The 24,315-nt window shown below is 66.0% G+C and carries 27 protein-coding genes and 1 tRNA gene; 16 read left to right on the top strand and 12 right to left on the bottom strand.

The genetic code is table 11. The features are described from left to right. The 4 genes from HMPREF2716_RS27715 to HMPREF2716_RS27730 form a co-directional block, all read right to left on the bottom strand. Positions 1–1,263: nitrous oxide reductase family maturation protein NosD (locus HMPREF2716_RS27715; RefSeq protein ID WP_070622072.1), on the bottom strand; the 1,263-nt coding region annotated here is incomplete at its 3' end. Then, the gene (nosZ, locus tag HMPREF2716_RS27720; RefSeq protein WP_003098686.1) at positions 1,260–3,170 is read right to left on the bottom strand and encodes a TAT-dependent nitrous-oxide reductase; all 1,911 of its coding nucleotides are present in this window, start codon (positions 3,168–3,170) and stop codon (positions 1,260–1,262) included. The genes HMPREF2716_RS27715 and nosZ, both read right to left, overlap by 4 nt. 42 nt (positions 3,171–3,212) lie before the next feature. After that, complete coding sequence (gene nosR / locus HMPREF2716_RS27725) at positions 3,213–5,360, bottom strand: transcriptional regulator NosR (protein ID WP_023517861.1); 2,148 nt, start codon at positions 5,358–5,360, stop codon at positions 3,213–3,215. 227 nt (positions 5,361–5,587) lie between these two features. Continuing rightward, entirely contained in the window at positions 5,588–6,001 is a 414-nt protein-coding gene (locus HMPREF2716_RS27730; protein ID WP_003098688.1) for a VOC family protein, read from the bottom strand. A 60-nt stretch (positions 6,002–6,061) separates the two neighbouring features. On the opposite strand from HMPREF2716_RS27730, the gene HMPREF2716_RS27735 reads away from it, so the two are divergent. Further along, a complete protein-coding gene (locus HMPREF2716_RS27735; RefSeq protein WP_003098690.1) occupies positions 6,062–6,364 on the top strand; it encodes a heme-binding protein in 303 nt (100 codons plus the stop codon). 6 nt (positions 6,365–6,370) lie between these two features. Here the strand turns inward: HMPREF2716_RS27735 and tsaA are convergent, their stop codons facing one another. The 4 genes from tsaA to amrZ all read right to left on the bottom strand — a co-directional run bounded on the left by tsaA (position 6,371) and on the right by amrZ (position 8,832). Then, positions 6,371–7,066, bottom strand: coding sequence for a tRNA (N6-threonylcarbamoyladenosine(37)-N6)-methyltransferase TrmO (gene tsaA / locus HMPREF2716_RS27740; RefSeq protein ID WP_003113115.1), 696 nt, complete (start codon positions 7,064–7,066; stop codon positions 6,371–6,373). Positions 7,067–7,118: 52 nt separating this feature from the next. After that, positions 7,119–7,889, bottom strand: coding sequence for a 3-oxoacyl-ACP reductase RhlG (rhlG, locus tag HMPREF2716_RS27745; protein WP_003122221.1), 771 nt, complete (start codon positions 7,887–7,889; stop codon positions 7,119–7,121). A 97-nt stretch (positions 7,890–7,986) separates the two neighbouring features. Further along, positions 7,987–8,352, bottom strand: a complete 366-nt coding sequence (locus HMPREF2716_RS27750) for a DUF2784 domain-containing protein (RefSeq protein WP_003098694.1) — start codon at positions 8,350–8,352, stop codon at positions 7,987–7,989. 153 nt (positions 8,353–8,505) lie between these two features. Further along, positions 8,506–8,832 carry a transcriptional regulator AmrZ gene (gene amrZ, locus HMPREF2716_RS27755; RefSeq protein WP_003091802.1) on the bottom strand — a complete coding sequence of 109 codons (327 nt, stop codon included), beginning with the start codon at positions 8,830–8,832 and terminating at the stop codon, positions 8,506–8,508. Between the two features lie 360 nt (positions 8,833–9,192). Between amrZ and phnC the strand changes: the two genes are divergently transcribed. The 13 genes from phnC (at position 9,193) to phnP (ending at position 19,817) form a co-directional block, all read left to right on the top strand. Further along, positions 9,193–10,029, top strand: a complete 837-nt coding sequence (phnC, locus tag HMPREF2716_RS27760; protein ID WP_003098696.1) for a phosphonate ABC transporter ATP-binding protein — start codon at positions 9,193–9,195, stop codon at positions 10,027–10,029. A 52-nt stretch (positions 10,030–10,081) separates the two neighbouring features. Continuing rightward, a complete protein-coding gene (gene phnD / locus HMPREF2716_RS27765) occupies positions 10,082–11,086 on the top strand; it encodes a phosphonate ABC transporter substrate-binding protein (RefSeq protein ID WP_031801125.1) in 1,005 nt (334 codons plus the stop codon). Positions 11,087–11,152: 66 nt separating this feature from the next. Continuing rightward, positions 11,153–11,947 (top strand): phosphonate ABC transporter, permease protein PhnE, encoded by a 795-nt coding sequence (phnE, locus tag HMPREF2716_RS27770; protein ID WP_003091793.1) that lies wholly within the window; start codon positions 11,153–11,155, stop codon positions 11,945–11,947. A 20-nt stretch (positions 11,948–11,967) separates the two neighbouring features. After that, positions 11,968–12,690, top strand: coding sequence for a phosphonate metabolism transcriptional regulator PhnF (phnF, locus tag HMPREF2716_RS27775; RefSeq protein ID WP_003091792.1), 723 nt, complete (start codon positions 11,968–11,970; stop codon positions 12,688–12,690). A 9-nt stretch (positions 12,691–12,699) separates the two neighbouring features. Next, positions 12,700–13,158 (top strand): phosphonate C-P lyase system protein PhnG, encoded by a 459-nt coding sequence (gene phnG, locus HMPREF2716_RS27780; protein ID WP_003122223.1) that lies wholly within the window; start codon positions 12,700–12,702, stop codon positions 13,156–13,158. Continuing rightward, positions 13,158–13,787 (top strand): phosphonate C-P lyase system protein PhnH, encoded by a 630-nt coding sequence (gene phnH / locus HMPREF2716_RS27785; protein ID WP_003098698.1) that lies wholly within the window; start codon positions 13,158–13,160, stop codon positions 13,785–13,787. The genes phnG and phnH overlap by 1 nt, the downstream gene beginning before the upstream one ends. After that, complete coding sequence (locus HMPREF2716_RS27790) at positions 13,787–14,887, top strand: carbon-phosphorus lyase complex subunit (RefSeq protein WP_003098699.1); 1,101 nt, start codon at positions 13,787–13,789, stop codon at positions 14,885–14,887. Before phnH ends, HMPREF2716_RS27790 begins: the two co-directional genes overlap by 1 nt. Then, the gene (locus HMPREF2716_RS27795; protein ID WP_003098700.1) at positions 14,884–15,768 is read left to right on the top strand and encodes an alpha-D-ribose 1-methylphosphonate 5-phosphate C-P-lyase PhnJ; all 885 of its coding nucleotides are present in this window, start codon (positions 14,884–14,886) and stop codon (positions 15,766–15,768) included. Before HMPREF2716_RS27790 ends, HMPREF2716_RS27795 begins: the two co-directional genes overlap by 4 nt. Continuing rightward, entirely contained in the window at positions 15,765–16,580 is an 816-nt protein-coding gene (gene phnK, locus HMPREF2716_RS27800) for a phosphonate C-P lyase system protein PhnK (protein ID WP_003098701.1), read from the top strand. Before HMPREF2716_RS27795 ends, phnK begins: the two co-directional genes overlap by 4 nt. Before the next feature lie 49 nt (positions 16,581–16,629). Then, entirely contained in the window at positions 16,630–17,346 is a 717-nt protein-coding gene (gene phnL / locus HMPREF2716_RS27805; protein WP_003098702.1) for a phosphonate C-P lyase system protein PhnL, read from the top strand. Then, positions 17,336–18,499 (top strand): alpha-D-ribose 1-methylphosphonate 5-triphosphate diphosphatase, encoded by a 1,164-nt coding sequence (locus tag HMPREF2716_RS27810; protein WP_003117563.1) that lies wholly within the window; start codon positions 17,336–17,338, stop codon positions 18,497–18,499. The genes phnL and HMPREF2716_RS27810 overlap by 11 nt, the downstream gene beginning before the upstream one ends. Next, on the top strand, positions 18,499–19,056 hold the full coding sequence (gene phnN / locus HMPREF2716_RS27815) for a phosphonate metabolism protein/1,5-bisphosphokinase (PRPP-forming) PhnN (RefSeq protein WP_003098703.1): 558 nt from the start codon (positions 18,499–18,501) through the stop codon (positions 19,054–19,056). The genes HMPREF2716_RS27810 and phnN overlap by 1 nt, the downstream gene beginning before the upstream one ends. Further along, positions 19,047–19,817, top strand: a complete 771-nt coding sequence (gene phnP, locus HMPREF2716_RS27820) for a phosphonate metabolism protein PhnP (protein ID WP_070622073.1) — start codon at positions 19,047–19,049, stop codon at positions 19,815–19,817. The genes phnN and phnP overlap by 10 nt, the downstream gene beginning before the upstream one ends. A 38-nt stretch (positions 19,818–19,855) precedes the next feature. On the opposite strand, the gene HMPREF2716_RS27825 is transcribed toward phnP, so the two are convergent. The 4 genes from HMPREF2716_RS27825 to HMPREF2716_RS27840 form a co-directional block, all read right to left on the bottom strand. After that, complete coding sequence (locus tag HMPREF2716_RS27825; protein ID WP_003091768.1) at positions 19,856–20,041, bottom strand: PA3371 family protein; 186 nt, start codon at positions 20,039–20,041, stop codon at positions 19,856–19,858. A 51-nt stretch (positions 20,042–20,092) separates the two neighbouring features. Continuing rightward, the gene (locus tag HMPREF2716_RS27830) at positions 20,093–20,239 is read right to left on the bottom strand and encodes a hypothetical protein (protein WP_003130258.1); all 147 of its coding nucleotides are present in this window, start codon (positions 20,237–20,239) and stop codon (positions 20,093–20,095) included. A gap of 88 nt (positions 20,240–20,327) precedes the next feature. Then, positions 20,328–20,606, bottom strand: coding sequence for a hypothetical protein (locus HMPREF2716_RS27835; protein WP_003109295.1), 279 nt, complete (start codon positions 20,604–20,606; stop codon positions 20,328–20,330). Positions 20,607–20,798: 192 nt separating this feature from the next. Further along, the gene (locus HMPREF2716_RS27840; protein WP_003091762.1) at positions 20,799–21,317 is read right to left on the bottom strand and encodes a GNAT family N-acetyltransferase; all 519 of its coding nucleotides are present in this window, start codon (positions 21,315–21,317) and stop codon (positions 20,799–20,801) included. Between the two features lie 119 nt (positions 21,318–21,436). Here HMPREF2716_RS27840 and HMPREF2716_RS27845 point away from each other — a divergent pair. Together HMPREF2716_RS27845 and HMPREF2716_RS29310 are read left to right on the top strand one after the other, a co-directional pair. Then, positions 21,437–21,513, top strand: a tRNA-Arg gene (locus HMPREF2716_RS27845). Between the two features lie 1,751 nt (positions 21,514–23,264). Further along, a partial coding sequence (locus HMPREF2716_RS29310) for a DUF6531 domain-containing protein (protein WP_168168085.1) occupies positions 23,265–24,315 on the top strand: 1,051 nt, incomplete at its 3' end.

Consider the following 24,315-nt stretch of genomic DNA (forward strand, 5'->3'; position numbering starts at 1 on the left):
CATCCGCATCAGCGGATGGCTGTCGCGCACGCCGGGCGAGCGCACCACCGGGAAGGCGCGCTGGACCCAGCGCAGCAGCTCGATGCTCGGGCTGTTCAACAGCAGGCGTACCTGCGGGTACAGCCAGATCAGCCGGTCGACGTTGTCGTTGGGCTCGTAGGCGACGTCGCCGAGACCGTCGTCGTCGCGGTCCCAGCCCAGGTAGTCGCTCCAGTAGTTGCCGCGGCCGTCGGCGGACCACTCCTGCTCGCGGCTGGCGACGTACTTGACCTGCTGGCGGTTGCCTATGAAGGCGTTGCCGGCGATGCGATTGTCCTCCGAGCCGGCGGTGAGGTGGATGCCCAGGGCGCTGTCGGCGAAGCTGTTGCCTTCGATGCGGTTGAACAGCGAGTTGTAGATGAACAGCGCCTTGCCCTCGGCGCCGGAAATCATCGCGTCGCCGGTGCTGCCGCTGCGCACGCCCTCGACGCGGTTGCCGGCCAGGGTCGAGTAGGTGATGTAGTTCATCAGGATGCCGTAGTTCTCGTCGTCGATGGAGCGGTTGCCGGTCACGGTCAGCTTGCGGCTCTGCATCAGCGCGTAGCCGGTGCGGGTGCGCCGGGTCAGGTTGTCGGTCACCCGGCTGTTGTGGGTGAACATGTAGTGCACGCCGTAGCGCAGCTCCTCGAAGCGGTTGGCTTCGATGCTGCTGTCGTTGGAAGTGTCGATGTAGACCCCGTCGCGGGTGTGGCTGACCCGGTTGCCGCGGACCAGAGCGTCCTTCACCGCATAGAGGTGGATACCGTTGCCGCGATCCTGGGAGCGCACGCTTTCGTCGCCCTCGATGCGGTTGTCGAGCACCTGCGCGCCCGCCGTGGCGTCGAGCCAGACGCCGAAGCCCGCGCCGCGCAGGTCGTTGCCGCGGATCACGGCGCCGCTGGCGGCCTTGCCGACGAAGATCGCGGCGTCGAGTTCGGTCAGGTTGCGCCCCCAGTTGCGCAGCCGGCAGCCCTCGACGGTGATCCCGGGGCTGGTCAGGGTCAGCAGGCTGCCGTGGCCGCCGCCGTCCAGTTCGGCGCCGGCCTCGCAGCGTAGGTGCAGCGGCCGGTCGATGACGAAGTTGCCGGCGTAGCGGCCCGCCGCCAGGCTCCAGCGGCCATCGCCGTCGGCCCGCAGCGGCAGGCCGTCGACCGGCTCCGCGCGGGCCGTGGCGAGGCCGAGCAGGAGCAGGGCGAGGAGCGGCCCCGCCCGGCGCCCGGCCAGCGACCGCGCTGCGTGGATCAAGCCTTTTCCACCAGCATCCGCCCGCACATTTCCATGTGCAGGGCGTGGCAGAACCAGCTGCAGTAGTACCAGTGCACCCCGGGCTTATCGGCGACGAAGGTGATCGACGAGGTCTGTTGCGGGCTGATCTCCATGCAGACGCCGTGGTTGACCATGACGAAGCCGTGGGTCACGTCCTCGATCTCGTCGAGGTTGGTGATGGTCACGGTGACTTCGTCGCCCTGCTTCACCTTGAACTCGGTGAGGCCGAAGGAGGGCGCCATCGAGACCATGTAGACGCGGACCTTGTTGCCCTCGCGGATGACCTTGTTGTCCTTCATCAGGTCGATGCCGTCCTTTTCCGCGCGCTTGACCGTCTCGGCGAAGAACGGGTCCTTGCGGTCCCAGATCTTGCGGGTCTTGATCTGGTCGCGGCGGGCGAGGATGCAATCGTGCGGTTCGGCGAAGGTCGGGCCGTCGTGGACCAGCTTCATTTCCTCGCCGGAAATGTCGATCAACTGGTCGTTCTCCGGGTGCAGCGGACCGGTGGGCAGGAAGCGGTCCTTGGAGAACTTGCTGAGCACCACGATCCACTTGCCGTCGGCTTCGCTGGTCTCGCACAGGGTGGCGTGGTTGTGCCCCGGCTGGTACTGCACGTCGAGTTTCTGGCGGATGTAGTCGACCTTCTCGCCCTTGTAGGCGCGCACCGCGTCGGCCAGGTTCCACTTCACCAACTGGCTGTCGATGAACAGCGTGGTATAGGCGTTGCCTCGGCCATCGAAAGTGGTGTGCAGCGGGCCGAGGCCCAGTTCCGGCTCGCCCACCACCACGTCGCGCGGGTCGGCCAGCTTGCCGGCGAACAGGTCGCCGAGGCGCTCGATGGCGATCATGGTGCAGGTCGGCGAGAGCTTGCCGTTGGCGATGAAGTACTTGCCGTCCGGCGAGGTGTTCAGCCCGTGGGGGTTCTTCGGTACCGGGATGTAGCGGGTCACCGGGCTGTCCTTGCCGTCCTTGCGCCGGCCGTCGACCACCGGCACCTTCGAGTCGCCGAGGGTGACGAAGCGCTTCGCCTTGATCTCGGCCTCGATGCGCGGGATGTCGAACACCACCACCCAGTCGCGCTCGTTGCGCATCATGCCGCCGAGGTCGACGGCCTTCTCCGAGTTGTAGCAGGTGGAGGCGGCGAACCTGCCGCTGTAGTCCATGTCGGTGTTGTCGAGGTTGCCGTCGACGATCACCTGCCAGGCCACTTCCATGGTCTCGGCGTCGATGGCGTTGTACAGGGTGAAGGCGTTGTCGCCGGACAGGTCGAAGGTCGAGCCGTCGTTGGGATGGGGGATGATGAACTCGGCGTTGCAGAACACGTAGCGGGTATGCGGCACCTTTTGCAGGCGCAGGCCGTGGATCGCCTGGACGTTGGGAATGGTGACGATGCGGTCGCATTTCATGACGTCCAGGCGGATGCGCGCGACCCGGCTGTTGGCCTTGTCGTTGATGAACAGGTACTTGCCGTCGTACTTGCCGTCGGTCATCGAGATGTGCGGATGGTGGCAGTCGCCGTTGAGGAAGCGCGCGCTGTCGCCGAGGACCCGCTTGCTCTCGTTGGTCAGGCCCCAGCCGGTGGCCGAGTCGACGTTGAACACCGGTATGCGCATCAGCTCGCGCATCGACGGCACGCCGAGCACGCGTACTTCGCCGGAATGTCCGCCGCTCCAGAACCCGTAGTACTCATCCAGTTCGCCGGGGGCGACCTCGGCCTTGCTGCGCTCGCCCTTGCCCGCGGCCCGGGCCTCGCGGCCGACCACCGCGCTGCCCAGGGCGCTGGCGCCAACCAGGGCGGCGGCTCCGGTCAGCGCCGAGGCGCCGAGGAAGCCGCGGCGGTTCAGGCCGTGGGTTTCTTCGTGGGGGCTTTTCGTGTCGTCGCTCATCTCGTGTCGTCCTCAAGGGCAGTCAGGGGAAAGGGAGCCAGGTCAGAGGTTCTCCGCGGGTATCCGCGCGTTGTCCGCCGGCGCGCTCTTCGCGCGCTTCTTGCGCTTGTTCACCAGCGGCGGGCACTTGTCCTGGTCGTGGTAGGTCATCTGGCAGTCGAGGCAGTAGTGGCATTCGTTGGCCTCGATGCGGCCGTCGGGATGGATCGCCTGGATCTCGCATTCGCGGGCACAGAGCTGGCAGGGCCTGCCGCATTCCGCGCGGCGCTTGAGCCAGTCGAACAGGCGCGCCTTGGCCGGGATCGCCAGGGCCGCGCCCAGCGGGCAGAGGTAGCGGCAATAGACCTTGCGGGTGAACAGGTTGACCACCAGCAGCGCGACGGCGTAGGCGACGAACCACCACTGGCGGTCGAAGCCGAGGGTGATGGCGGTCTTGAACGGCTCCACCTCCGCGGCCTGCTCGGCCAGCGCCAGGGATTCCAGGGAGAGACCGAAGAGCACCAGCAGGATGATGTACTTGATCGCCCAGAGCCGCTCGTGCACGGCGAACGGCACCTGGAACTGCGGCACGCGGAGCTTGCGCGCGAGTTCGTTGAGCAGTTCCTGTAGCGCACCGAACGGGCACAGCCAGCCGCAGAACACGCCGCGGCCCCAGAGCAGCAGGCTGGCTGCGGTGAAGGTCCAGAGGATGAACAGCAGCGGGTCGCTGAGGAACAGCTCCCAGCGGAAGCCTTCGAACAGCGCGTGGACGAAGGTCAGCACGTTGACCACCGATAGCTGGCCGAGGCAGTACCAGCCCAGGTAGACCAGGGTGAACGCCAGGTAGCCGGTGCGCAGTCGCTGCATCAGGCGCGGCCGTCGCACCAGGCGGTCCTGGAGGAAGAGGATCGCCAGGAGCAGGACGAGGGCGGTACAGAGGACCCCGATCTGGAAGCTCTTCTGGTACCAGACCCGCAGCCACAGCGGCCGGGCAGCCTCTTCCAGGGCGGCCAGTTCCTCGGCCGTTGGCTGCGGCCGCTCCAGGTATTCCTCGGGCGTCTGGCAGGCCAGCTCGAAGCTGGTGAATACCCCCGCCACCGGGCCGGTCTGGCGCCGCACGAGCAACTCCAGGGTCCAGGGCGAGCCCGGATCGAAACGCTGGCTGGCGCGGGCGACGAAGATCGCCATCTCGCGGAACTCCGGCATGCCTTCGGCGTAGACGTCCGACAGGCGCTGGTAGTCGAGGTCGCGGAAGCTGATGATGTCGCCGAACTGGCGCAGTTGGACCCGATCGAAGATGCCACCGCGCACGTAGCCGGAACCCTTGAAGGAATACTCGCCGTCGCCGAGCACGACGAAGGCGTATTCGCCTGGCTTCAGCGACGCCATCAGTTCGCGGTACTGGTTGTCGCCGAGCAGGCTGCGGCCCACCGCGGGAGGGTTGAGCAGGGCGCTGTAGAGATCGATGAACGGCTCGTCGCGGTGCGCCGCGTCGGCTTCGCCGATGCCTTCGGCCTCGCTGCCCTTGAAGGCGTCGTCGATCTGCCCGCGACTCAACTGCAGGCGGCGGATCGCACCGTTGCCGAGCAATTCGCTCCAGCTCGCCGTCGCTGCCGGTTGCTGGCGCACCTGCGCCGGCTTGGGCCGCACATTGCCGCGGTCCTCGATCAGGCCGAGGGAAACCGCCACCGTATGTGCGGCGCGCATGACGATCTCGTTGACCACCATCACCGTCACCGTGGCGCCGCTCACCGCGTCGACGGTAACCGCCTGCGGGTCGCTGGAGCGGCCGACCACCACCCGCTGGTCGGCGCGCACGCCGTCGTACCTGGCGCTGAAGGCGTGCAGCTTCTCTTCCGGGATGCCGATCAGCAGGATCGGTTCGTGGTGTTCGAGGACGTAGGCGTCGCGGATAACCGCCTGCGGATCGAGGATCACCTGCAGGTTGATCGGCTTGCCGGAGTAAGCCGGGATGTCGGTGACGCTGAGGGTCTGGAAGGCGTAGCCGAGGGTTTCCTCGCCCTTGCTCAGGCGGCGTACGCCGTAGTCGCCTTCGGGGTCGCCGATCCGCTCGACCGCGGGGAATACCTGGGCGATGCGCAGGCGCTCCAAATCGCTGAGTTCGGCACCCTGGGCGGCGAGGCCGACCAGCAGGAGCATCCAGGCGAAGACACACCGCCACGATCCGGCGGAAAAACGAAGGGCGCGCATAGGTTCCATCTACTACTGGCTACCGGCGAAAAAAGGGACGCCGCGCTGCGGTGGGGTCTGCGCCTGGCGGTGGAATCGCTTCCGTTGCCGGATGCTAGGAGGAGCGGGGGCGGAACGCGCTTGATGAAAGTCAAGAAGTGGAGATGAGGAACAAGCGAGGTTGCTGGCACTCAGTGTACCGAGTCGCCCCTCTCCCTTCAGGGAGAGGGGAGAGGGCTGCCCGAGGCTCAGGCCAGGCGTTGCCCGGATACCGCTGGATGGTACAGCGGCTGCACCTTGTTGCCCGCCGGGTCGAGCAGGTGGAAGCTGCGCGCGCCGTCGCCGTGGTCGAAGGGTTGGTCGAGCAGGGTCACGCCCAGCGCCTTCAGGTAACGGTACCAGGCCTCCAGTTCCTCCACGCTGTCGACGACGAAGCCGTAGTGATCCATGGTCTGCAGGCCGTTGCTGGCAGCGTGGGCGCGGCCGAGGGAAAGGTTGTCGTTGCCGCAGGTGAGATACACCAGGTCTTCGTTGGCGCGGTTCAGCACTTCCATGCCCAGCACGTCGACATAGAAGCGCTCGCATTCTTCCAGGTTGGGCACCAGCAGGGCGAGGTGACGCAGGCCGTTGAGGCGGGAGGGGCGGGCAGGGCGGTCGGACATGGGTTTGCTTCCTTTTTTGTATACAATAATTTTGTAAATCTAAAACAAAAGGAAGTTTCCGTGTACTGCATCTTTATCAAGACCCGCCTCAGGCCCGGCTGCGCCGAGGCTTTCATCGATGCCATCCAGGTCAACGCCGCCGCTTCCGTGTCCACCGAGCCCGGCTGCCTGGTGTTCGACGTTTCCCGCGACCGACAGGACCCTGACCTGGTCTATCTCTACGAGGTCTATCGCGATGACGCAGCCTACGAGGCGCACACCCGCACCGCGCATTTCCGCGACAGCCGGCCGTTGGTCGAGCCGCTGATCCTCGAACAGGAAGTCTTCGAAAGCGACGCGCTGGCGCTCAATCCGCTGCGCTGAGAAGGCTCAGTCGCCGCCGGCGACGTCCAGCACGCGGATCAGGTCCGGGCGCGGGTAGTGCCAATGCACGTCGAGGTCCCACAGGCGCACCCCGTAGCGGCGCCCGGGCTCCGGCTTCTGGTAGGCCGGACGTGGGTCCTGGGCCAGGCATTGCTCGATCAGCTCGGCTACCGGCTGCCGCAACCGCTGGCCGTGCTCATGGGCCTGGCGCCGCGCCTGCTCGCTCCACTCCACGGCGATGCCCGGCGGCGGCGCGTCGGCGATGCCGTTGCGGGCGTCGGCCACGGCGTCGGCGTAGGGTACGTAGGGCTTGATATCGAGTACCGGGGTGCCGTCGAGCAGGTCGATTCCGGACAGCCACAGGCGCCCCGCTTCGAAGCCCTCCAGGCGCACCACCGACTGGCCGATGCCGTTCGGCCGATGGGTGGCGCGGGTGGCGAAGACTCCCAGCGAGCGGTTGCCGCCCAGGCGCGGCGGGCGCACCTTCAGTCGCGGCTTGTCTTCCAGGGCCTGGTGGAAGAGGAACAGCAGCCAGACATGGCTGACCTGCTCCAGGCCTTCCAGCGCTTCCACCTGGTCGAACGGCGGCAGCAGTTCCAGGGTCCCCCGCGCCGCCGGCGCGAGCAGCGGCTGGCGCGGGATGGCGAACTTCTCCATGAAGCAGGAGCGGATGTAGCCGATGGGAGAAACGCTGTGGGTCATGGCGGGACGAGGCGAGCGGTCGGGGGCGTCATGTTACCCGGATTGGCGGCGCTCAGAGATGAAAACCGCCGTCGATGGGGATCACGTTGCCGGTCATGTAGGCGCCGGCGGTGCCGGCCAGGCTGATCGCCAGCGCCGCCATCTCCTCCGGGCGACCCCAGCGGCCCATGGGAATCGACGCGCTGTCCGCCTCCAGTGCCTGCGGGTCATTGGCGATGTGACGGGTCATGCGGCTCGGAAAGCGTCCGGGAGCGATCACATTGACATTGATGTGCTCGCCGACCAGTTCCTTCGCCAGCATCCGCGACAGTTGATGCAGCGCGGCCTTGCTCGGCCCGTAGGCATAGGCTTGTTCGCCCATGGCGCTGATGCCCGCCACCGAGCCGATGTTGATCACCCGCGCCGGGTTCTCCGCGCTGGCCGAGCGGCGCAGCAGCGGCAGCAGTTGCTGGATGCAGGAAAACACCGAGGTGACATTGAGCTGCATGACCTTTTCCCAGCCGGACACCGGATAGCTTTCCAGCGCTGCGCCCCAACTGGTGCCGGCGTTGTTCACCAGGATATCCAGCCGCGCGCTGAGTCCGCCGAGCGCCTCCGCCAGGCGCCGGGCACCGGCTTCGCTGGAAAGGTCGGCGGGGATCGCCTGGCAGTCGCCGTAGGCCGAGAGGCGTGTGGCGGTGTCGGCGCAGGCCTCTGCGTCACGTGCGCAGATGAAGACGCGGGCGCCGGCTTCGAGAAGACCCTGGGCGATCATCTGGCCGATGCCGCGGCTGCCGCCGGTGACCAGGGCGATGCGACCGGCGAGACTGAAATAGGGATGCATGGGAATGACTCCGGGCTGGGCAGGGGAGACCAGCCTACGATTCGCCTCGCTGCCGGCGCAGCATTATCCAGGTACGGAATGACGTGGCATCCGTGGCTCAGCGGCTACCGCGGCGATGCAACAGATACAGGTAGGCGATCAGGTTGAGCAGCAGAACGATGGCGCCAAGGATCCACTGCACCGCCGGGGTCAGGCCGGCGGGATAGATCAGCGGCAACAGGTAGTGCTCGACGAAGCCGCCGCTGTAGCCGGCGTCCCCGGCGGCCCGGCGCAGACGATTCTCCAGCGGGGTCAGCGGACAGGGCAGGCCGAGAAACTCCACCGCGCAGCCCCAGGCCACCGCCGGCAGGTGCAGCCAGGCCAGGCGTGGCCAGCGCAACGGCAGCAGGCCGCCGAACAGGACGAACAGGATGAAGCCCAGGTGCAGCCAGACCAGGGCATCGGCGGCCAGGCGATAGCTCATTCGGCTCTCCCTCGTGGCGTTGGAGGGATAACGCCACCGCTACAGGGGCCGGCGGATAACCGCCTTGCGGTTACTCGCCCATGGTTTGGCCATCCATAAAGAAAAAGCCGGCGAATGCCGGCCATTTCAAGCGCTACGCGTGGGCTTCGGCGCTCAGGCCTGGGCCAGCTCCGCATCGTGTGCGATCAGGGCGACCAGCGCGTTCTGCTGACGGTGGGTCAGCTGGCGGAAACGCTGCAGCAGCTCGCGCTCGTGCAGGCTGAGTTCCGGGCTGTCCAGGCGAACACCGAGATTGTCTTGCAGCGCCCCTTCCTGGAGCAGGCTCTGCTCGAGTCGGGCGATGATCTCGGAGTTCATGCTGCGGTGATGGCTGCGAGCGACTTCTGCGATCTGCTCACGCATGCCCTCGGGCAGACGAACGACGAATTTGTCAGCGGTACGGCTGGAGTAGGTAGGAGTTGCCTGTTTCAGTGGGCGCATACATTGAACCTGTAGAGTCAGGGAAAAGCGGTGCCGAGGAAGCGTTCATTGTTCTCGGGCCTATGACCACGATTTCCGCTAGCCGTTCAGTCTGTTATTTCGGAAACAACAATTAGTTGACGTCAATTGTGCGTTGCGTGCCGGCGTTTTGCCAGTACCAGCTATCTGAAATGCGAGCGATTCAGCAAAAGCCTAGTTTTTTACTGGGGGTTGGATGATGGCCTTCTGACCACCGGTCGTTCAAGGGATTGTCACTCGACTGTCATCGTCACTTCACCGGGCTGACACAGTCTCCTTCTATCTTGGTCTACACCAGATGGCGCCGCTGGCGTCTTCGTGCAACCGATTGGAGGGAGAACGATGAGCGCGGTGATCCGTGTCGACAGCCTGAACAAGACCTTTGCCCGCAAGCAGGCGCTTTTCAACCTGAGGCTGGAGATCCAGGCGGGCGAGATGGTGGCGTTGATCGGTGCATCCGGCTCCGGCAAATCCACGCTCCTGCGTCACGTCGCCGGGCTCGCCCGCTGCGACCGCGACAACGGCGGCAGCATCGACGTGCTGGGTCGCCGCCTGCAGGCGTCCGGCCGCCTGAGCGGCGAAGTGCGTCGCCTGCGCGCCGACATCGGCTACATCTTCCAGCAGTTCAACCTGGTCAACCGCCTCAGCGTGCTGGACAACGTCCTGCTCGGCTTCCTCGGTCGCATGCCGCGCTGGCGCGGTTCGCTGGGGCTGTTCAGCGCCGAGCAGAAGCGCCAGGCCCTGGAAGCGCTGGCGCGGGTCGGCCTGGCCGATTTCGCCGGGCAGCGCGCCTCGACCCTTTCCGGCGGCCAGCAGCAGCGCGTGGCCATCGCCCGCGCCCTGACCCAGAAGGCCGAGGTGATTCTCGCCGACGAACCGATCGCCTCGCTCGACCCGGAGTCGGCGCGCAAGGTGATGGACATCCTCGCCGACATCAACCGCCACGACGGCAAGACCGTGGTGGTGACCCTGCATCAGGTCGACTACGCGTTGCGCTATTGCCCGCGCGCGGTGGCCCTGAAGGGCGGCCGGATCCTCTTCGACGGCAGCAGCGAGCACCTTTCCGAAGGCTTCCTCAACGAACTCTACGGCGCCGAAGGGGACACCCCGCTGCTGTTTTCCGACCGTGCCCGGCGAGGGGCGGAGAGCCAGCCGGAACTGACCCTCGCGCGCGCCTGACGTCATTCGAACCGCATAAAAACCCGCCAAACCCTGCCCAGGAGTTCTCTCCATGTTGAAACGCTTCAGTCGTGTGCTCGCGGCTTCCGCCCTGCTCGCCGGCTCCCTTGCCGGGATGGCGCACGCCGACCAACCGGTGATCAATTTCGGGATCATCTCCACCGAGTCGTCGCAGAACCTCAAGAGCATCTGGGAACCCTTCCTCAAGGACATGAGCCAGCAGACCGGCTACCAGGTGAAGGCCTTCTTCGCCCCCGACTACGCCGGGATCATCCAGGGCATGCGTTTCGACAAGGTCGACATCGCCTGGTACGGCAACAAGGCCGCCATGGAAGCGGTGGATCGCGCCCACGGCGAGATCTTCGCCCAGACCGTCGCCGCCAGTGGCGCGCCGGGCTACTGGAGCCTGCTGATCGCCAACAAGGACAGCAAGATCGACAGCCTCGAGGACATGCTGGCGAACGCCAAGAGCCTGACCTTCGGCAACGGCGATCCGAACTCCACGTCCGGCTACCTGGTGCCCGGCTACTACGTGTTCGCCAAGAACAACGTCGACCCGGTCAAGGCCTTCAAGCGCACCCTCAATTCCAGCCATGAGGTCAACGCACTGGCGGTGGCCAACAAGCAGGTCGACGTCGCCACCTTCAATACCGAGGGCATGGAGCGCCTGGAATTGACCCAGCCGGAGAAGGCCAGGCAGCTCAAGGTGATCTGGAAGTCGCCGCTGATCCCGGGCGACCCGCTGGTGTGGCGCAACAACCTGAGCGACGAGCAGAAGAACAAGCTGCGCGACTTCTTCTTCAAGTACGGCGCCAACGCCGAGCAGAAGAAGGTCCTCGCCGACCTGCAATGGTCGAAGTTCCAGTCCTCCGACGACGACCAGTTGCTGCCGATCCGCCAGCTCGAGCTGTTCAAGCAGCGCACCGACGTGGCGAACAACGCCAACCTCGGCGCCGAGGAGAAGGCCGCCAAGCTGAAGGCCCTCGACGAGGAGCTGGCCAAGCTGGAGAAACGCATGGCCGAGCGCGAGCAGAAAACCGCCGCCAACGCCGGCTGATCCACCCCGGGCGCGGCCGGCGCCGCGCCCACCCGATTCGCCAATACCGCTGTCGAGATTCCCGATATGAGCACTCTGAGCACCACCGCCGCGGCGGCCGCCACCGGCAAGCCATCCTGGGGACGCCTGGTCGGCTGGGGCCTGTTCCTCGCCATCCTCGCCTGGTCCTGGAAGGGCGCGGAAATGAACCCGGCCGTGCTGTTCCGCGACGCCGGCAACATGGCGACCTTCGCCGCCGACTTCTTCCCGCCGGACTTCGGCAACTGGAAGCTCTACCTCAGCGAGATGCTGGTCACCGTGCAGATCGCCCTCTGGGGCACGGTGCTGGCCATCGTCTGCGCCATCCCGCTGTCGATCCTGGCCTCCGAGAACATCGTGCCCTGGTGGGTCTACCAGCCGGTGCGGCGGGTGATGGATGCCTGCCGTTCGATCAACGAGATGGTCTTCGCCATGCTCTTCGTGGTCGCCGTCGGCCTGGGCCCGTTCGCCGGCGTGCTGGCGCTGTTCATCAGCACCACCGGGGTGCTCGCCAAGCTCTTCGCCGAGGCGGTCGAGGCGATCGACCCCGGTCCGGTCGAAGGCGTCCGCGCCACCGGTGCCAGCGCCCTGCAGGAGGTCATCTTCGGGGTCATCCCGCAGGTCCTGCCGCTGTGGATCTCCTATTCGCTGTACCGCTTCGAGTCCAACGTGCGTTCCGCCACCGTGGTCGGGATGGTCGGCGCCGGCGGCATCGGCGTGATCCTCTGGGAGGCCATCCGCGGCTTCCAGTTCGGCCAGACCTGCGCCGTGCTGATCGTGATCATCGTGGTGGTGAGCCTGATCGACGTTCTGTCACAACGCCTGCGCAAGCTGTTCATCTGACGACGCGAGGAGGGCGCCTGGTGCGCCCTTTCCAAACCATGCACTTGTCTAGACAAAGCGAACCGCTGTACCGCGAACTGGCCGAACGGCTGCGCCAGGAACTGCTGGCCTACCGCCCCGGCGACTACCTGCCCGGCGAGATCCAGCTGGCCCAGCGCTTCGCGGTGAACCGCCATACCCTGCGCCGGGCGCTCGACGAACTGGTGCTCGAAGGCCGCGTGCTGCGGCGCCAGGGCAAGGGCACCCAGGTCCTGGAGGCGCCGACGATCTACCCGATGGGCGCCGCCAACGCCTACACCGAGTCGCTCTCGGCCCAGGGCCACCGGGTCGAGGCCCGGCTGCTGGAGGCGCGCCAGCGTCCGGCCGGCGCCGCCGAGGCCACCCACCTGGGGATCGGCGAGGGCGGGCGGGTGCTGGAACTGACCACCCTGCGTTACCTCGACGGCCAGCCAGTGAGCCTGATCCGCCATTGCTACGCCGTTTCCCGCAGCGAGCTGCTCGCCGACTACCAGGGCGGTTCGCTGCGTCGCTACCTGGCCGACAAAGGCCTGCCGCTGACCCGCACCTACAGCCTGATCGGTGCGCGCCTGCCCAATCGCGAGGAGGCGGCGCGCCTGCTGATGCCCCGCCATGCGCCGTTGCTCACCGTCCTCACCCTGTCCCGCGACCGTACCGGCCAACCGGTGGAACTGGCCCAGTCGATCAGCCGCGCCGATCGCTTCCAGTACCAGGTCGCCCCCTAGGAGAAGCCCATGACCGCCTTGCATTCCGATCCCACCATCGCCGCACGACAGCGCTGGATGGGCGTGCTCGCCCGCGCCCGTCGCGAGGAGCTGGACGCCCATGCGGACGCCCTGCGCGATGCCGACTATCACCTGCTGCGCGCCGCCGAGACCGGCATGACCCTGGTGCGCGGACGCATGGGCGGCACCGGCAGCCCGTTCAACCTCGGCGAGATGATCGTGACCCGCTGCGTGGTGCGGCTCGGTGACGGACGCACCGGCTACAGCTATGTCGCCGGGCGCGACAAGCGCCACGCCGAACTGGCCGCCCTGGCCGACGCGCACCTGCAGGGCGCCGACGCGGCGGCCTGGCAGGCGCGCCTGATCGAACCGCTGGCCCGCACCCAGGCCGAGCGCCGCGCCGCCCAGGAGGCGGAAATCGCCACTACCAAGGTGGAGTTCTTCACCCTGGTCCGAGGAGAAGATTGATGACCAGCGCTTCGCTTCCCAGCCCGGCGGATACCGCCGCGCTATTGCAACCGGCGTTCCAGGACCCGGTCCTGGATGCCCAGCGGAGTTTCCGCGCGGCGCTCAAGGCCCTCGCCGAACCGGGGCTGGTGCGCAACCTCGACCGCGCACCGGCGCTGGCCGCGTTGCAACCGGCCAGCTACGCGCTGTGCCTGAGCTTCCTCGACTCCGATACCCCGCTGTGGCTGGCGCCGGGTCTCGACAGCCCGACGTTGCGCGCCAACCTGGCCTTCCATTGCGGCTGCCCGATCGTCGCCGAGCGTGAGCAGGCGCTGTTCGCCTTGCTCGACGAAGGCGAGCTGGACGACCTGAGCGGCTTCGACAGCGGCAGCGACCGTTATCCGGACCAGTCCTGCACCCTGCTGATCCAGCTTGCCGGCCTCGATGGCGGCGCCTCGCTGGAGTGGCGCGGGCCGGGTATCGCCGAGGTGCGCCAGGTGGCGTTGCCGGTGAGCACCGGGTTCTGGGCGCAGCGTGCCGCACGCACCGAATTCCCCAGGGGCCTGGATGCCTTCTTCGCCGCTGGCGAGCGCATCCTCGGCCTGCCACGCAGTACCCGGGTCAGCGAACCCGTCGAGGAGGTGGCCTGATGTACGTAGCCGTCAAGGGTGGCGAGAAGGCCATCGACAACGCCCATCGCCTGCTGGCGCGCAAGCGCCGCGGCGATACCGCGCTGCCGGAGCTGTCGGTGGAGCAGATCCGCCAGCAGATGCCGCTGGCCGTGTCGCGGGTGATGACCGAGGGTTCGCTGTACGATGAGCAACTGGCGGCACTGGCGATCAAGCAGGCGGCCGGCGACCTGATGGAAGCGATCTTCCTTCTCCGCGCCTACCGCACCACGCTGCCGCGCTTCGCCGCCAGCCTGCCGCTGGACACCGCCGGGATGCGTCTGCAACGACGGATCTCGGCGACCTACAAGGACCTGCCGGGCGGGCAACTGCTCGGTCCGACCTTCGACTATACCCATCGCCTGCTCGACTTCAGCCTGCTCGCCGAGGGCGACTACCCCGGCCCCGAAGTGGAGCGGGGCGCGTCCCTGGAGCCTTGTCCGCGCGTGCTCGGCCTGCTCGACCGGGAAGGCCTGATGACGCCGGAGTACGAGCTGCCCGGCGCGGTGCCGGATATCACCCGCGAGCCGCTCGACTTCCCCACCGGCCGCGCCCAGCGCCTGCAGGCCCTGGCCCGCGGCGACGAGGGCTTCCTTCTCGCCCTGGGCTATTCGACCCAGCGCGGCTACGGCCGCAACCATCCGTTCGCCGGGGAGATCCGCATCGGCGCCTGCGAGGTCTGGCTGGAGCCCGAGGAACTCGGCTTCGCGGTGCCGGTGGGCGAGATCGAGGTCACCGAGTGCGAGATGGTCAACCAGTTCGTCGGTTCCCGCGAGGAGCTGCCGCAATTCACCCGTGGCTACGGCCTGGCCTTCGGCTACGCCGAGCGCAAGGCGATGGGCATGGCCCTGGTCGACCGCGCCCTGCGCGCCGAGGAATACGGCGAGGAGGTGGTGTCGCCGGCGCAGCAGGAAGAGTTCGTCCTGATGCACTGCGACAACGTCGAGGCCGGCGGCTTCGTCTCGCACCTGAAGCTGCCGCACTACGTCGATTTCCAGTCCGAGCTGGAGCTGATTCGCAAGCTGCGTCGTCCCGGCGTCGCCGAATCCGCGCAACCCACTGACCAGGAGAAGCGCGCATGAGCCTTTCCCCGCAAGCCAGCGCCGCGCCGGAGCAGGGCTACAACTTCGCCTACCTCGACGAGCAGACCAAGCGCATGATCCGCCGCGGCCTGCTCAAGGCGGTGGCGATCCCCGGCTACCAGGTGCCCTTCGGCGGCCGCGAGATGCCGCTGCCCTACGGCTGGGGCACCGGCGGCATGCAGGTGACCGCGGCCATCCTCGGTGCCGACGACGTGCTCAAGGTGATCGACCAGGGCGCCGACGACACCACCAACGCGGTATCCATCCGGCGTTTCTTCGCCCGCACCGCCGGGGTCGCCACCACCGAACGGACCCCGGAGGCGACGGTGATCCAGACCCGCCACCGGATACCGGAAACCGCCCTGAGCGGCGAGCAGATCATGGTCTACCAGGTGCCGATCCCCGAGCCGCTGCGCTTCATCGAGCCTTCCGAGGCGGAGACCCGGACCATGCATGCGCTCGACGACTACGGGGTGATGCACGTGAAGCTCTACGAGGACATCGCCACCTTCGGCCATATCGCCACCAGCTATGCCTACCCGGTGACGGTGGACGAGCGCTACGTGATGGATCCCTCGCCAATTCCCAAGTTCGACAACCCCAAGCTGGACATGAGCCCGGCGCTGATGCTGTTCGGCGCAGGTCGCGAGAAACGCCTGTACGCGGTGCCGCCGTTCACCCGGGTGGCGAGCCTGGACTTCGAGGACCACCCCTTCGAAGTCCAGCGCTGGGAAGAAAGCTGCGCCTTCTGCGGCAGCCACGAGTCCTACCTGGACGAACTGATCGTCGACGACCGTGGCGGCAAGCGCTTCGTCTGTTCCGACACCGATTACTGCACGCAGCGGCGTGCCTGCCAGGAAGAAGGGGAGGACGCGCAATGAACGCGGTCTGCGAATCCATCGATGCGAACCTCGACGCGCGCGACCGGCCGCTGCTCTCGGTGCGTGGCCTGACCCGCCTGTACGGGCCGGAAAAGGGCTGCCAGGAGGTCGACTTCGATCTCTACCCCGGCGAGGTGCTGGGCATCGTCGGTGAGTCCGGCTCGGGCAAGTCGACCCTGCTCTCGTTGCTCTCCGGGCGCTGTCCGCCGGACGCCGGCACGGTCGCCTACCGCGACGACGGCGACCGCTGGCTGGACCTCTACGCCGCCAGCGAAGCCGAGCGGCGCACCCTGCTGCGCACCGAGTGGGGCTTCGTCGAGCAGAACCCGCGCGACGGCCTGCGCATGGGCGTGTCCGCCGGCGCCAACATCGGCGAACGGCTGATGGCCCAGGGCGTGCGCCACTACGGTCGGCTGCGCCAGGCCGGGCTGGACTGGCTGGAACAGGTGGAGATCGACCCGCTGCGCATCGACGACCTGCCGCGAACCTTTTCCGGCGGCATGCAGCAGCGTCTGCAGATCGCCCGCAACCTGGTCTCGGCGCCACGCCTGGTGTTCATGGACGAACCCACCGGCGGCCTCGACGTGTCGGTGCAGGCGCGCCTGCTCGACCTGCTGCGCGGCCTGGTGCGCGAGCTGGACCTGGCGGTGGTGATCGTCACCCACGACCTGGCGGTGGCGCGCCTGCTCGCCGACCGCCTGATGGTCATGCGCCGTTCGCGGGTGGTGGAAGCCGGTCTCACCGACCAGATTCTCGACGACCCGCAGCATCCGTACACGCAATTGCTGGTGTCGTCGGTCCTGCAACCCTGAGCCGAAGCGTCGGCGCCGGTCCGCGCGACGGGCGCCCGGAGAAGTAGCGATGAACAACCTGATCGAGGTCCGCGACCTCAGCAAGACCTTCACCCTGCACCAGCAACAGGGCGTAGTGCTCAATGTGCTGCGCGGGCTCAACTTCAATGTCGCCGGCGGCGAATGCCTGGTGCTCCACGGACGCTCCGGCGCCGGCAAGAGCACCCTGCTGCGCACGCTCTACGGCAACTACCTGCCGGCCGGCGGCAGCATCCGCCTGCGCCACGCCGGCGACTGGTTGGAATTGGTCGGCGCCGAGCCTCGCGAGGTGCTCGCCGTGCGTCGCCAGACCCTCGGCTACGTCAGCCAGTTCCTGCGGGTGATCCCGCGGGTGGCGACCCTCGACGTGGTCATGGAGCCGGCCCTGGCCCGTGGCTGGAGCCGCGACAGCGCCGAACTGCGGGCGCGCAGCCTGCTGGCCCGGCTGAACATCCCGGAACGCCTCTGGCAACTGGCGCCGGGTACCTTTTCCGGCGGCGAGCAGCAACGCGTCAACATTGCCCGCGGCTTCATGGTCGAGTGGCCGATCCTGCTGCTCGACGAGCCGACCGCGTCCCTCGACGAAGCCAACCGCCAGGTAGTGCTGGAGCTGATCGGCGAAGCCAAGGCCGCTGGCGCCGCGTTGATCGGCATCTTCCACGACCGCGCCGCCCGCGAGGCGGTGGCCAGCCGCTACCTGGACATGAGCCAGGAGCTTTCACGCCAGGAGCAAGCCCATGTCGTCTGAACGCGTTCTCAGCAATGCCCGGGTAGTCAGCGCCGAGCGGGTCTTCGTCGGCAGCGTGCTGCTGCGCGACGGCCTGATCGCCGCGGTCGACGAAGGCCGCAGCCACCTGGCCGGGGCCGAGGACCTGGGGGGCGACTACCTGCTGCCCGGTCTGGTCGAGCTGCACACCGACAACCTGGAGAAGCACATGACCCCGCGTCCCGGCGTCGACTGGCCATCGGCCTCGGCGGTGCTGGCGCACGACGCGCAGATCGTCGCCGCGGGAATCACCACGGTGTTCGACGCGCTGTCCATCGGCGACGTCAACCCCAAGGGCAAGCGCATGCAGCAGTTGCCGAAGATGCTCGAGGCCATCGGCGAGGCCGCCGCCAGCGGCGACGCGCGCGCCGACCATCGCCTGCACCTGCGTTGCGAGGTCAGCCATCCGCAGACGCTGGAGGTGTTCCGCGAACTGGTCGAGCATCCGCTGGTGCAACTGGTCTCGGTGATGGACCACGCCCCCGGCCAGCGCCAGTTCGCCAGGCTGGAGAAGTACCGCGAGTACTACCAGGGCAAGTACCACCTGAGCGATGCCGAGATGGACGCCTTCATCGTCGAGCAGGTAGCCAACTCCGAGCGCTACAGCGACGCCTCCCGTGCGGCCATCGTAGATGTCTGCCAGGGACGCGGCCTGTCGGTGGCCAGCCATGACGACGCGACCCTCGCGCATGTCCGCGAGTCGGCCGGCTACGGCATGGCCATCGCCGAGTTCCCGACCACCGTGGAGGCCGCCAGGGCCAGCCACGAGCACGGCCTGCAGGTGCTGATGGGCGCGCCCAACGTGGTCCGCGGCGGTTCCCACTCGGGCAACGTGGCGGCGGCGCAACTGGCGGGAATCGGCGTGCTGGATATCCTTTCCAGCGACTACTATCCGGCCAGCCTGCTGCATGCGGCCTTGCTGCTCGCCGGCGAGCACAGCGAGTATGATGCGATCCGCTACGACCTGCCGCGCGCGGTGGCGATGGTCAGCCGTACCCCGGCGCTGGCCGCCGGGCTGACCGATCGTGGCGAAATCCGCGTCGGCCTGCGCGCCGATCTGCTGCAGGCGCGGGCGCTCGGCAACAACCAGCCGGTGGTGCGTCAGGTCTGGCGCGGCGGGCAGAGAGTGTTCTGATGACAGGCAGACTGATTTATCTGATGGGGCCTTCCGGCTCGGGCAAGGACAGCCTGTTGCAGGCCGCGCGCGAGCCCCTGGCGCTGCGCGGCTGCCGTATCGTGCGGCGGGTGATCACGCGCTCCGCGGAAGCGGTGGGGGAGGACGCCCAGGCGGTGACCCCGGCGCAGTTCGACACCCTCGAGCGGGCCTCGGCGTTCGCCATGAGCTGGCGCGCGAACGGCCTTTGCTATGGCATCCCAGTGCAGATCGACGAGTGGCTGGCGCAGGGCTACGACGTGCTGGTGAACGGCTCGCGCGGCTACCTGGCGCAGGCCCGCCGGCGCTATCCGGATCTGCTCGCGGTCCTGCTCGGGGTGAAACCCGAGGTGCTGCGCCAGCGCCTGCTGGCGCGCGGCCGGGAAAGCCCCGAGGAAATCGAGGCGCGCCTGGCGCGTAACGCCGAGTTCGCCGCCGGCCTGGAGGGCCCGCTGTTCCAACTGGACAACTCCGGTGACCTCGACGACACGCTACGCACCCTCCTGGCCCGTCTCGGCAGCGACCGCGCATGCGCCTGACCCTGCTCGGCACCGGCGACGCCCGCCAGGTGCCGGTCTACGGTTGCGATTGCCCGGCCTGTCGCAACGCCCGCGCCGACGCCGGCCTGCGTCGCCGTCCCTGTAGCGCGCTGCTGGAGTGCGCCGGCCAGCGCTGGCTGATCGACAGCGGCCTGGTCGATCTCTGCGAGCGCTTCCCGCCCCATAGCCTCGATGGCATCCTCCAGACCCATTACCACGCCGACCACGCCCAGGGCCTGCTGCACCTGCGCTGGGGCCAGGGTCTGGTGATCCCGGTGCACGGCCCGGCCGACCCGGAGGGCCTCGCCGACCTCTACAAGCATCCGGGCATCCTCGATTTCAGCCAGCCCTTCGGCGCCTTCGAGCGGCGCCAGTGGGGCGCGCTGGCGGCGACCGCGTTGCCGCTGGTCCACTCGAAGCCAACCTTCGGCTACTTGCTGGAGGGGGCTTCCGAGGAGGGAACGATACGGCGCCTGGCCTACCTCACCGATACCGTCGGGCTGCCGGCGGACAGCGCCTCGCGATTGCTCGCGGCGCCGCTGGACCTGCTGGTGCTGGACTGCTCGATGCCGCCGCAGGAGCGGCCGCCGCGCAACCACAACGACCTCACGCGGGCACTGGAGTGCATCGAATCGCTGCATCCCCGGCGGGCCGTGTTGACTCACGTCGGGCATGCGCTGGACGCCTGGCTGCTGGACCACCCCGCTGCGTTGCCCGAGGGGGTGGAACTGGCACACGACGGCATGTGCCTGCCGCTGTGAGCGACGCTGTAGCGCCCGGCAAGGCGTTGTGGGCGAAATCAGTCCAGGCTGGGATCGAAGCGGATTCGCCGACCTACCACCAGCGCAAACAGCAGCCAGGCGCCGGATATACCCAGCAGTCCCCAGGCGCACCAGGCGAGGAGGGTGGCGTCGGGCGGCAGGCTCAGCGCCAGGATCGCGCTGGCGATCACCACGAACAGAAGAATGACGGCGGATCGTGACATGGTTTCACTCCCGGAGCCCTCTCCGTCGGGCTCGCTGTTCCTTGTGCCGGCTCAGTGGCGCCGAGGTTCCGTGGCGCCCTTGTCGCTCAGCGGAAGCCTCGCTGGATATTCTTCTCCTCCGCGCTCTATCAGCCAGAGCAGCCCGTAGACGCCGACCGAAAGGGCCAGGGCGGTCAGCGGCAAAGCCAGGATCCACATGTTCTTTCTCCCTTCCGCCCGCCAGCATCCCGGGGACCTGTGCGGCGGTGTAGCGTCGTTGGATGCCGGTCTCCCGGCGCTTGCTTCGTCAGAATGTCCAGGCCTGTTCGTCGGCCGCGGTCACCAGCGCCGTGCCGCGCTCGTCCTCGCCTACGGTGACGATGCGCGGGGATTCTTCGGGCGCCTGGATCACCAGTCGCTGCGCAGCGGGTGCCCACTGCGGTGTTGCGTTGCTGTCCAGCACTACCGGCTTTTCGCCGTTGCGTTCCTGCGTCCTGTCCTCGTCGCCCAGTGCGCTGTTCTGGAAGACTACGAGAGCCAGCAGGGAAAGAAGTCCGGTGCCGACCAGGTTGCGTGAGCTGCTCATGTTCACCTCCATTTCGTAGCTTTGCCAGGCAGATGGCCAAGGTTTGATCCTGAGGGTCTTGTAGCAGCGGTTGTGCCAACTTTTTTCTATAAAAAATCCTTTTAAATCAATGAATTATATATGTGTCCGAGACTCTCTCGCATGCACTTTGCACGGATGGGCATTTTGCCGGTTGCAAAATGCATGATGCTGTCAGCCCAGATGCAGCGCCAGGCTTACGCCGTGGCTGGTGAACCCTAGCGCGGCATAGAAGCGCTGCGCGGTTTCCCGGTCCTGGTGGCTGGAAAGCGCCAGTTTGTAGCAGCCCCAACTGCGCGCGCGCTCCACGGCCCGGCCGATCAGCTCGCGGCCTACGCCCTGGCCGCGGGCGTGGCGGTCGACCACCATGTCTTCGAGAATCGCCGAGCGGGCGAAATCGTGCGCCAGGTGTTCGATCAGATGCAGGGTGCAGGTGCCGAGCAGGCGCTCGCCGCGCTCGGCCACCAGGGTGACCCGGTCGCCGCGCGGTCGTTGCAGCTGGATGGCCAGCAACGCCGGGTCCGGGCGCGGATCGGCGCTACCGAGTTGCTGTAGCAGCAACGACAGGCGCGGCGCGTCGTGCTCGCTGGCGATCCGCACATCGAAGCTGGCGAAGGGGGAGTCCGGTATCCGCGGCTGGCGCGGGGCGTCCGGCAGGTCCTGTGCGGCGGGAATGGCGACGGTCTGGTTCATGCTGCACCTCCAGGGTTGCGGAAAATTATGCGCAGCCTTGGTGGCAGTGGCATGACAAACGCTTTCTCTGCCGTTAACATGCCGCCCGGACGCGGCGCACCGCTCGCCATGTCCGGCGTGTCCCGGTAGCTCAATTGGATAGAGCATCCCCCTCCTAAGGGGAAGGTTGGAGGTTCGACCCCTCTCCGGGACGCCAAATATATCGGGCACTTACCGCAAATCGCTTCTCCTGGGCCAGTTCTTTGTCGGGGCATGGTGGGTGCAGTAAGCCTAAAAGAAAGCCCCGTCCTGAATCGCTCAGACGGGGCTTTTCCATGCCAGCTCAAATGTCTGTCGTCAGCGCCAGCAGGACAACCGGGTGGCCTGCGCCGCTCCCGGTAAGCTCGATCCTCGCTTTCCCTTCTCATCGCGACCTTCGCGCGCGTCTTAATCCTCCGAATACCCTACCAAGCGCATCGCTGGATGCAGCTTCGAGATCTTTCACCTTCATCGAGAGCACGTCCTCATTGTGGTTTTCCGGGCAGTTCTAGCCTAGTGCCATTACGTCGAGGTTTGGGCTCGATGTGATGGTGTGCCTGAGGGCGGTGCCGGCAGATCGCATCCAGGCGGATGAGGTGCTGGAGATAGGCGGAATTTTCCGCCGATCAGGAGGGACCAGAAACTTTCCGGACTCTGGCCGTAGGGGGAGTGCGGAATCATTGCAGATCCTGGCCAAGCCATGCCGGAAAATCTTCCGGTACATGGCGGGAAAGTCTCCGGCACATGCGACGGGCACGCTTTTGTACCCGTATCGGGAGGGATCCCTCGGCGGTGGGTCCGACAAGGTAGGTTTTTCTCACTTTCCCCCATTAGTAGTGGTCGTGATCTGCGGTGCCTGACTGTCTCCTCAAAATTGTGGGCACGGTCGCGCGACCCTCTCCTGAAAATTCAGGAATTTCGTCCCCAGCTCAAAAGAACGTTTTGCGTCCTTTAGCCAGTGCGAGATACCGGGAGTTTTCCTGCATTGCAGGAGATCCGAACTGGCGATTTTCCGGTTTGGCCGGGGTGTCGTTTCATCGTCCTTGGGCATAGCGGGACGGTATCCTCATTGGCCGTCCTCCATTGGAGTTTTTGCCCCCGACGGTGGCCGCAAGGCAGGCCGACTGCTCCACCTCGTCCGAGGTCGGTAGATTCCTGGCTTAATCACCTTGGCCGCGCGCTTGCTCCCGTCTGGATCACGGACAGAAATTTGCGTAAACGCCGTCGGTTCTTAAGACTGGCTCACGGAATACAGTGAACATCTATACGAAACTCGACTGCCGGATATGATCGGCACTGGATTTGGGGCGAATAGTAAGCCGGGTAGATGATCGAGGGGGCTTCATTGGCGAACAGGGATGTGGCAGGAAATGGAGGTTCTTTGTAGGTGCTCATCAAATTCCGCTCGACTTTCTAACAGCGAGACGCGAGAGAGTGGGCTGGGCGCGCTAAGCACGTCCACGAATCACTCTGCACCATGTTTGTCCGGTTTCGCAGTTGCGGGCCGGGCTTTTTATTGTCCCGGAGAAAGGATAGATGAGAATTAAGACACGTATATCAGCCCTGAGGATGTCGCTTTTTATGGTGTGCTTATTGCCTTCGCTATTTTTTGCTCGGGACGTTAATGCAAAACAGTTTTATTGGGTTTTGGCATTTCCTTCTGCCGTTTCTGGGGGGAGCTACAGCTCACCGTCGTCGGCGTGCGCTGTTGTGTTCGACTATTTCAAGTCGAGAACTAACTGGATCGAATCCGTGGAGCCTGTGCGAAGAAATGACAGGACTTTTGATTGCTTTGCGCGCGGCACGGATCCTTCTGGAAGTGCGCACTCTGGAAATGTTGGAGCTATCTCTAGATTTGGCGATTCGTGTCCTTTAGGTGCTGAATATAATGCGGAAACAGGCAGTTGTGATTGTCGGTCAGGGTATGAAATGGATGACTCTGGCTGTAAGCTTCCAGATAAAAACGGCCCCGAAAAGGGACCGCCTCCACCAGAGGGCTGCGCAGGAAATCCGGTCAATATCACCAATGGCAACAAATACCAAGTTGAACACGACTTAAGTATTCCGATCCCGTTGAACCGGTACTACAACGGCCTGGACGGCTTGTGGCGTCATTCGTATTCTGCGCGTATAACCCGCAAGGGTGATGGCTTCCTACTCTACCGCGAAAACGGAAAAGCCTCGGAGTTCACGGGGTCGGGAAACGATCTAACCTCCATCACAGACCTGGGTAGACTCAGCCGGTTATCAGGGGGATTTATATATGCCTCCGAACTCAACGAAGTGATGGAGTTCGACCAGAATGGAATACTCACTAAACTCACCACCAAGGAAGGTCGCAAGTATCGTGTAGAGCGAGGCGCTAATCTTACGATTAGCGACGAGCATGGCAACAAGCTCGTTCTCTCGGAGGGAACCAACCATCAACTCCTTCGCGCTCAGACAGGGGGTATATCCATTGAGTACACATACGACAAGGAACAGCGACTCACTTCGGTAACACGAACAGATGGGCAATACAGCACGAAAACACAGTACCTCTATGACGACCCGAGGAACATAAAACTACTTACAGGCATCCAGGATAACAATAATCGCCGGTTCGCCACCTGGGCCTACGACAACCAAGGCCGCGCCATCTCCAGCGAACACGCCAACGGCGCCGAAAAGGTCTCCCTCGCCTACAACGATGACGGCTCCACCACCGTCACCAACGAATACGGCAAGCAGGCCACCTACCGCTTCCAGGTGATCCAGGGCATCAAGCGCATCGTCGCCATCGAAGGCGAACCCTCTCCCAACTGCCCCAGCAGCAATTCCACCTTCACCTATGACGAACGCGGACTGCTCACCAGCAAACGCGACAACAACGGCAACCTGACCACCTACCAGTACAGCGCCCGTGGCCTGGAGACCTCGCGCACCGAGGCCGCCGGCACTGCACAAGCGCGCACCATCACAACCGACTGGCACCCGACCC

The organism is Pseudomonas sp. HMSC076A11 (assembly GCF_001810205.1).
In the GTDB taxonomy this organism is placed as follows: Bacteria; Pseudomonadota; Gammaproteobacteria; order Pseudomonadales; family Pseudomonadaceae; genus Pseudomonas; species Pseudomonas aeruginosa.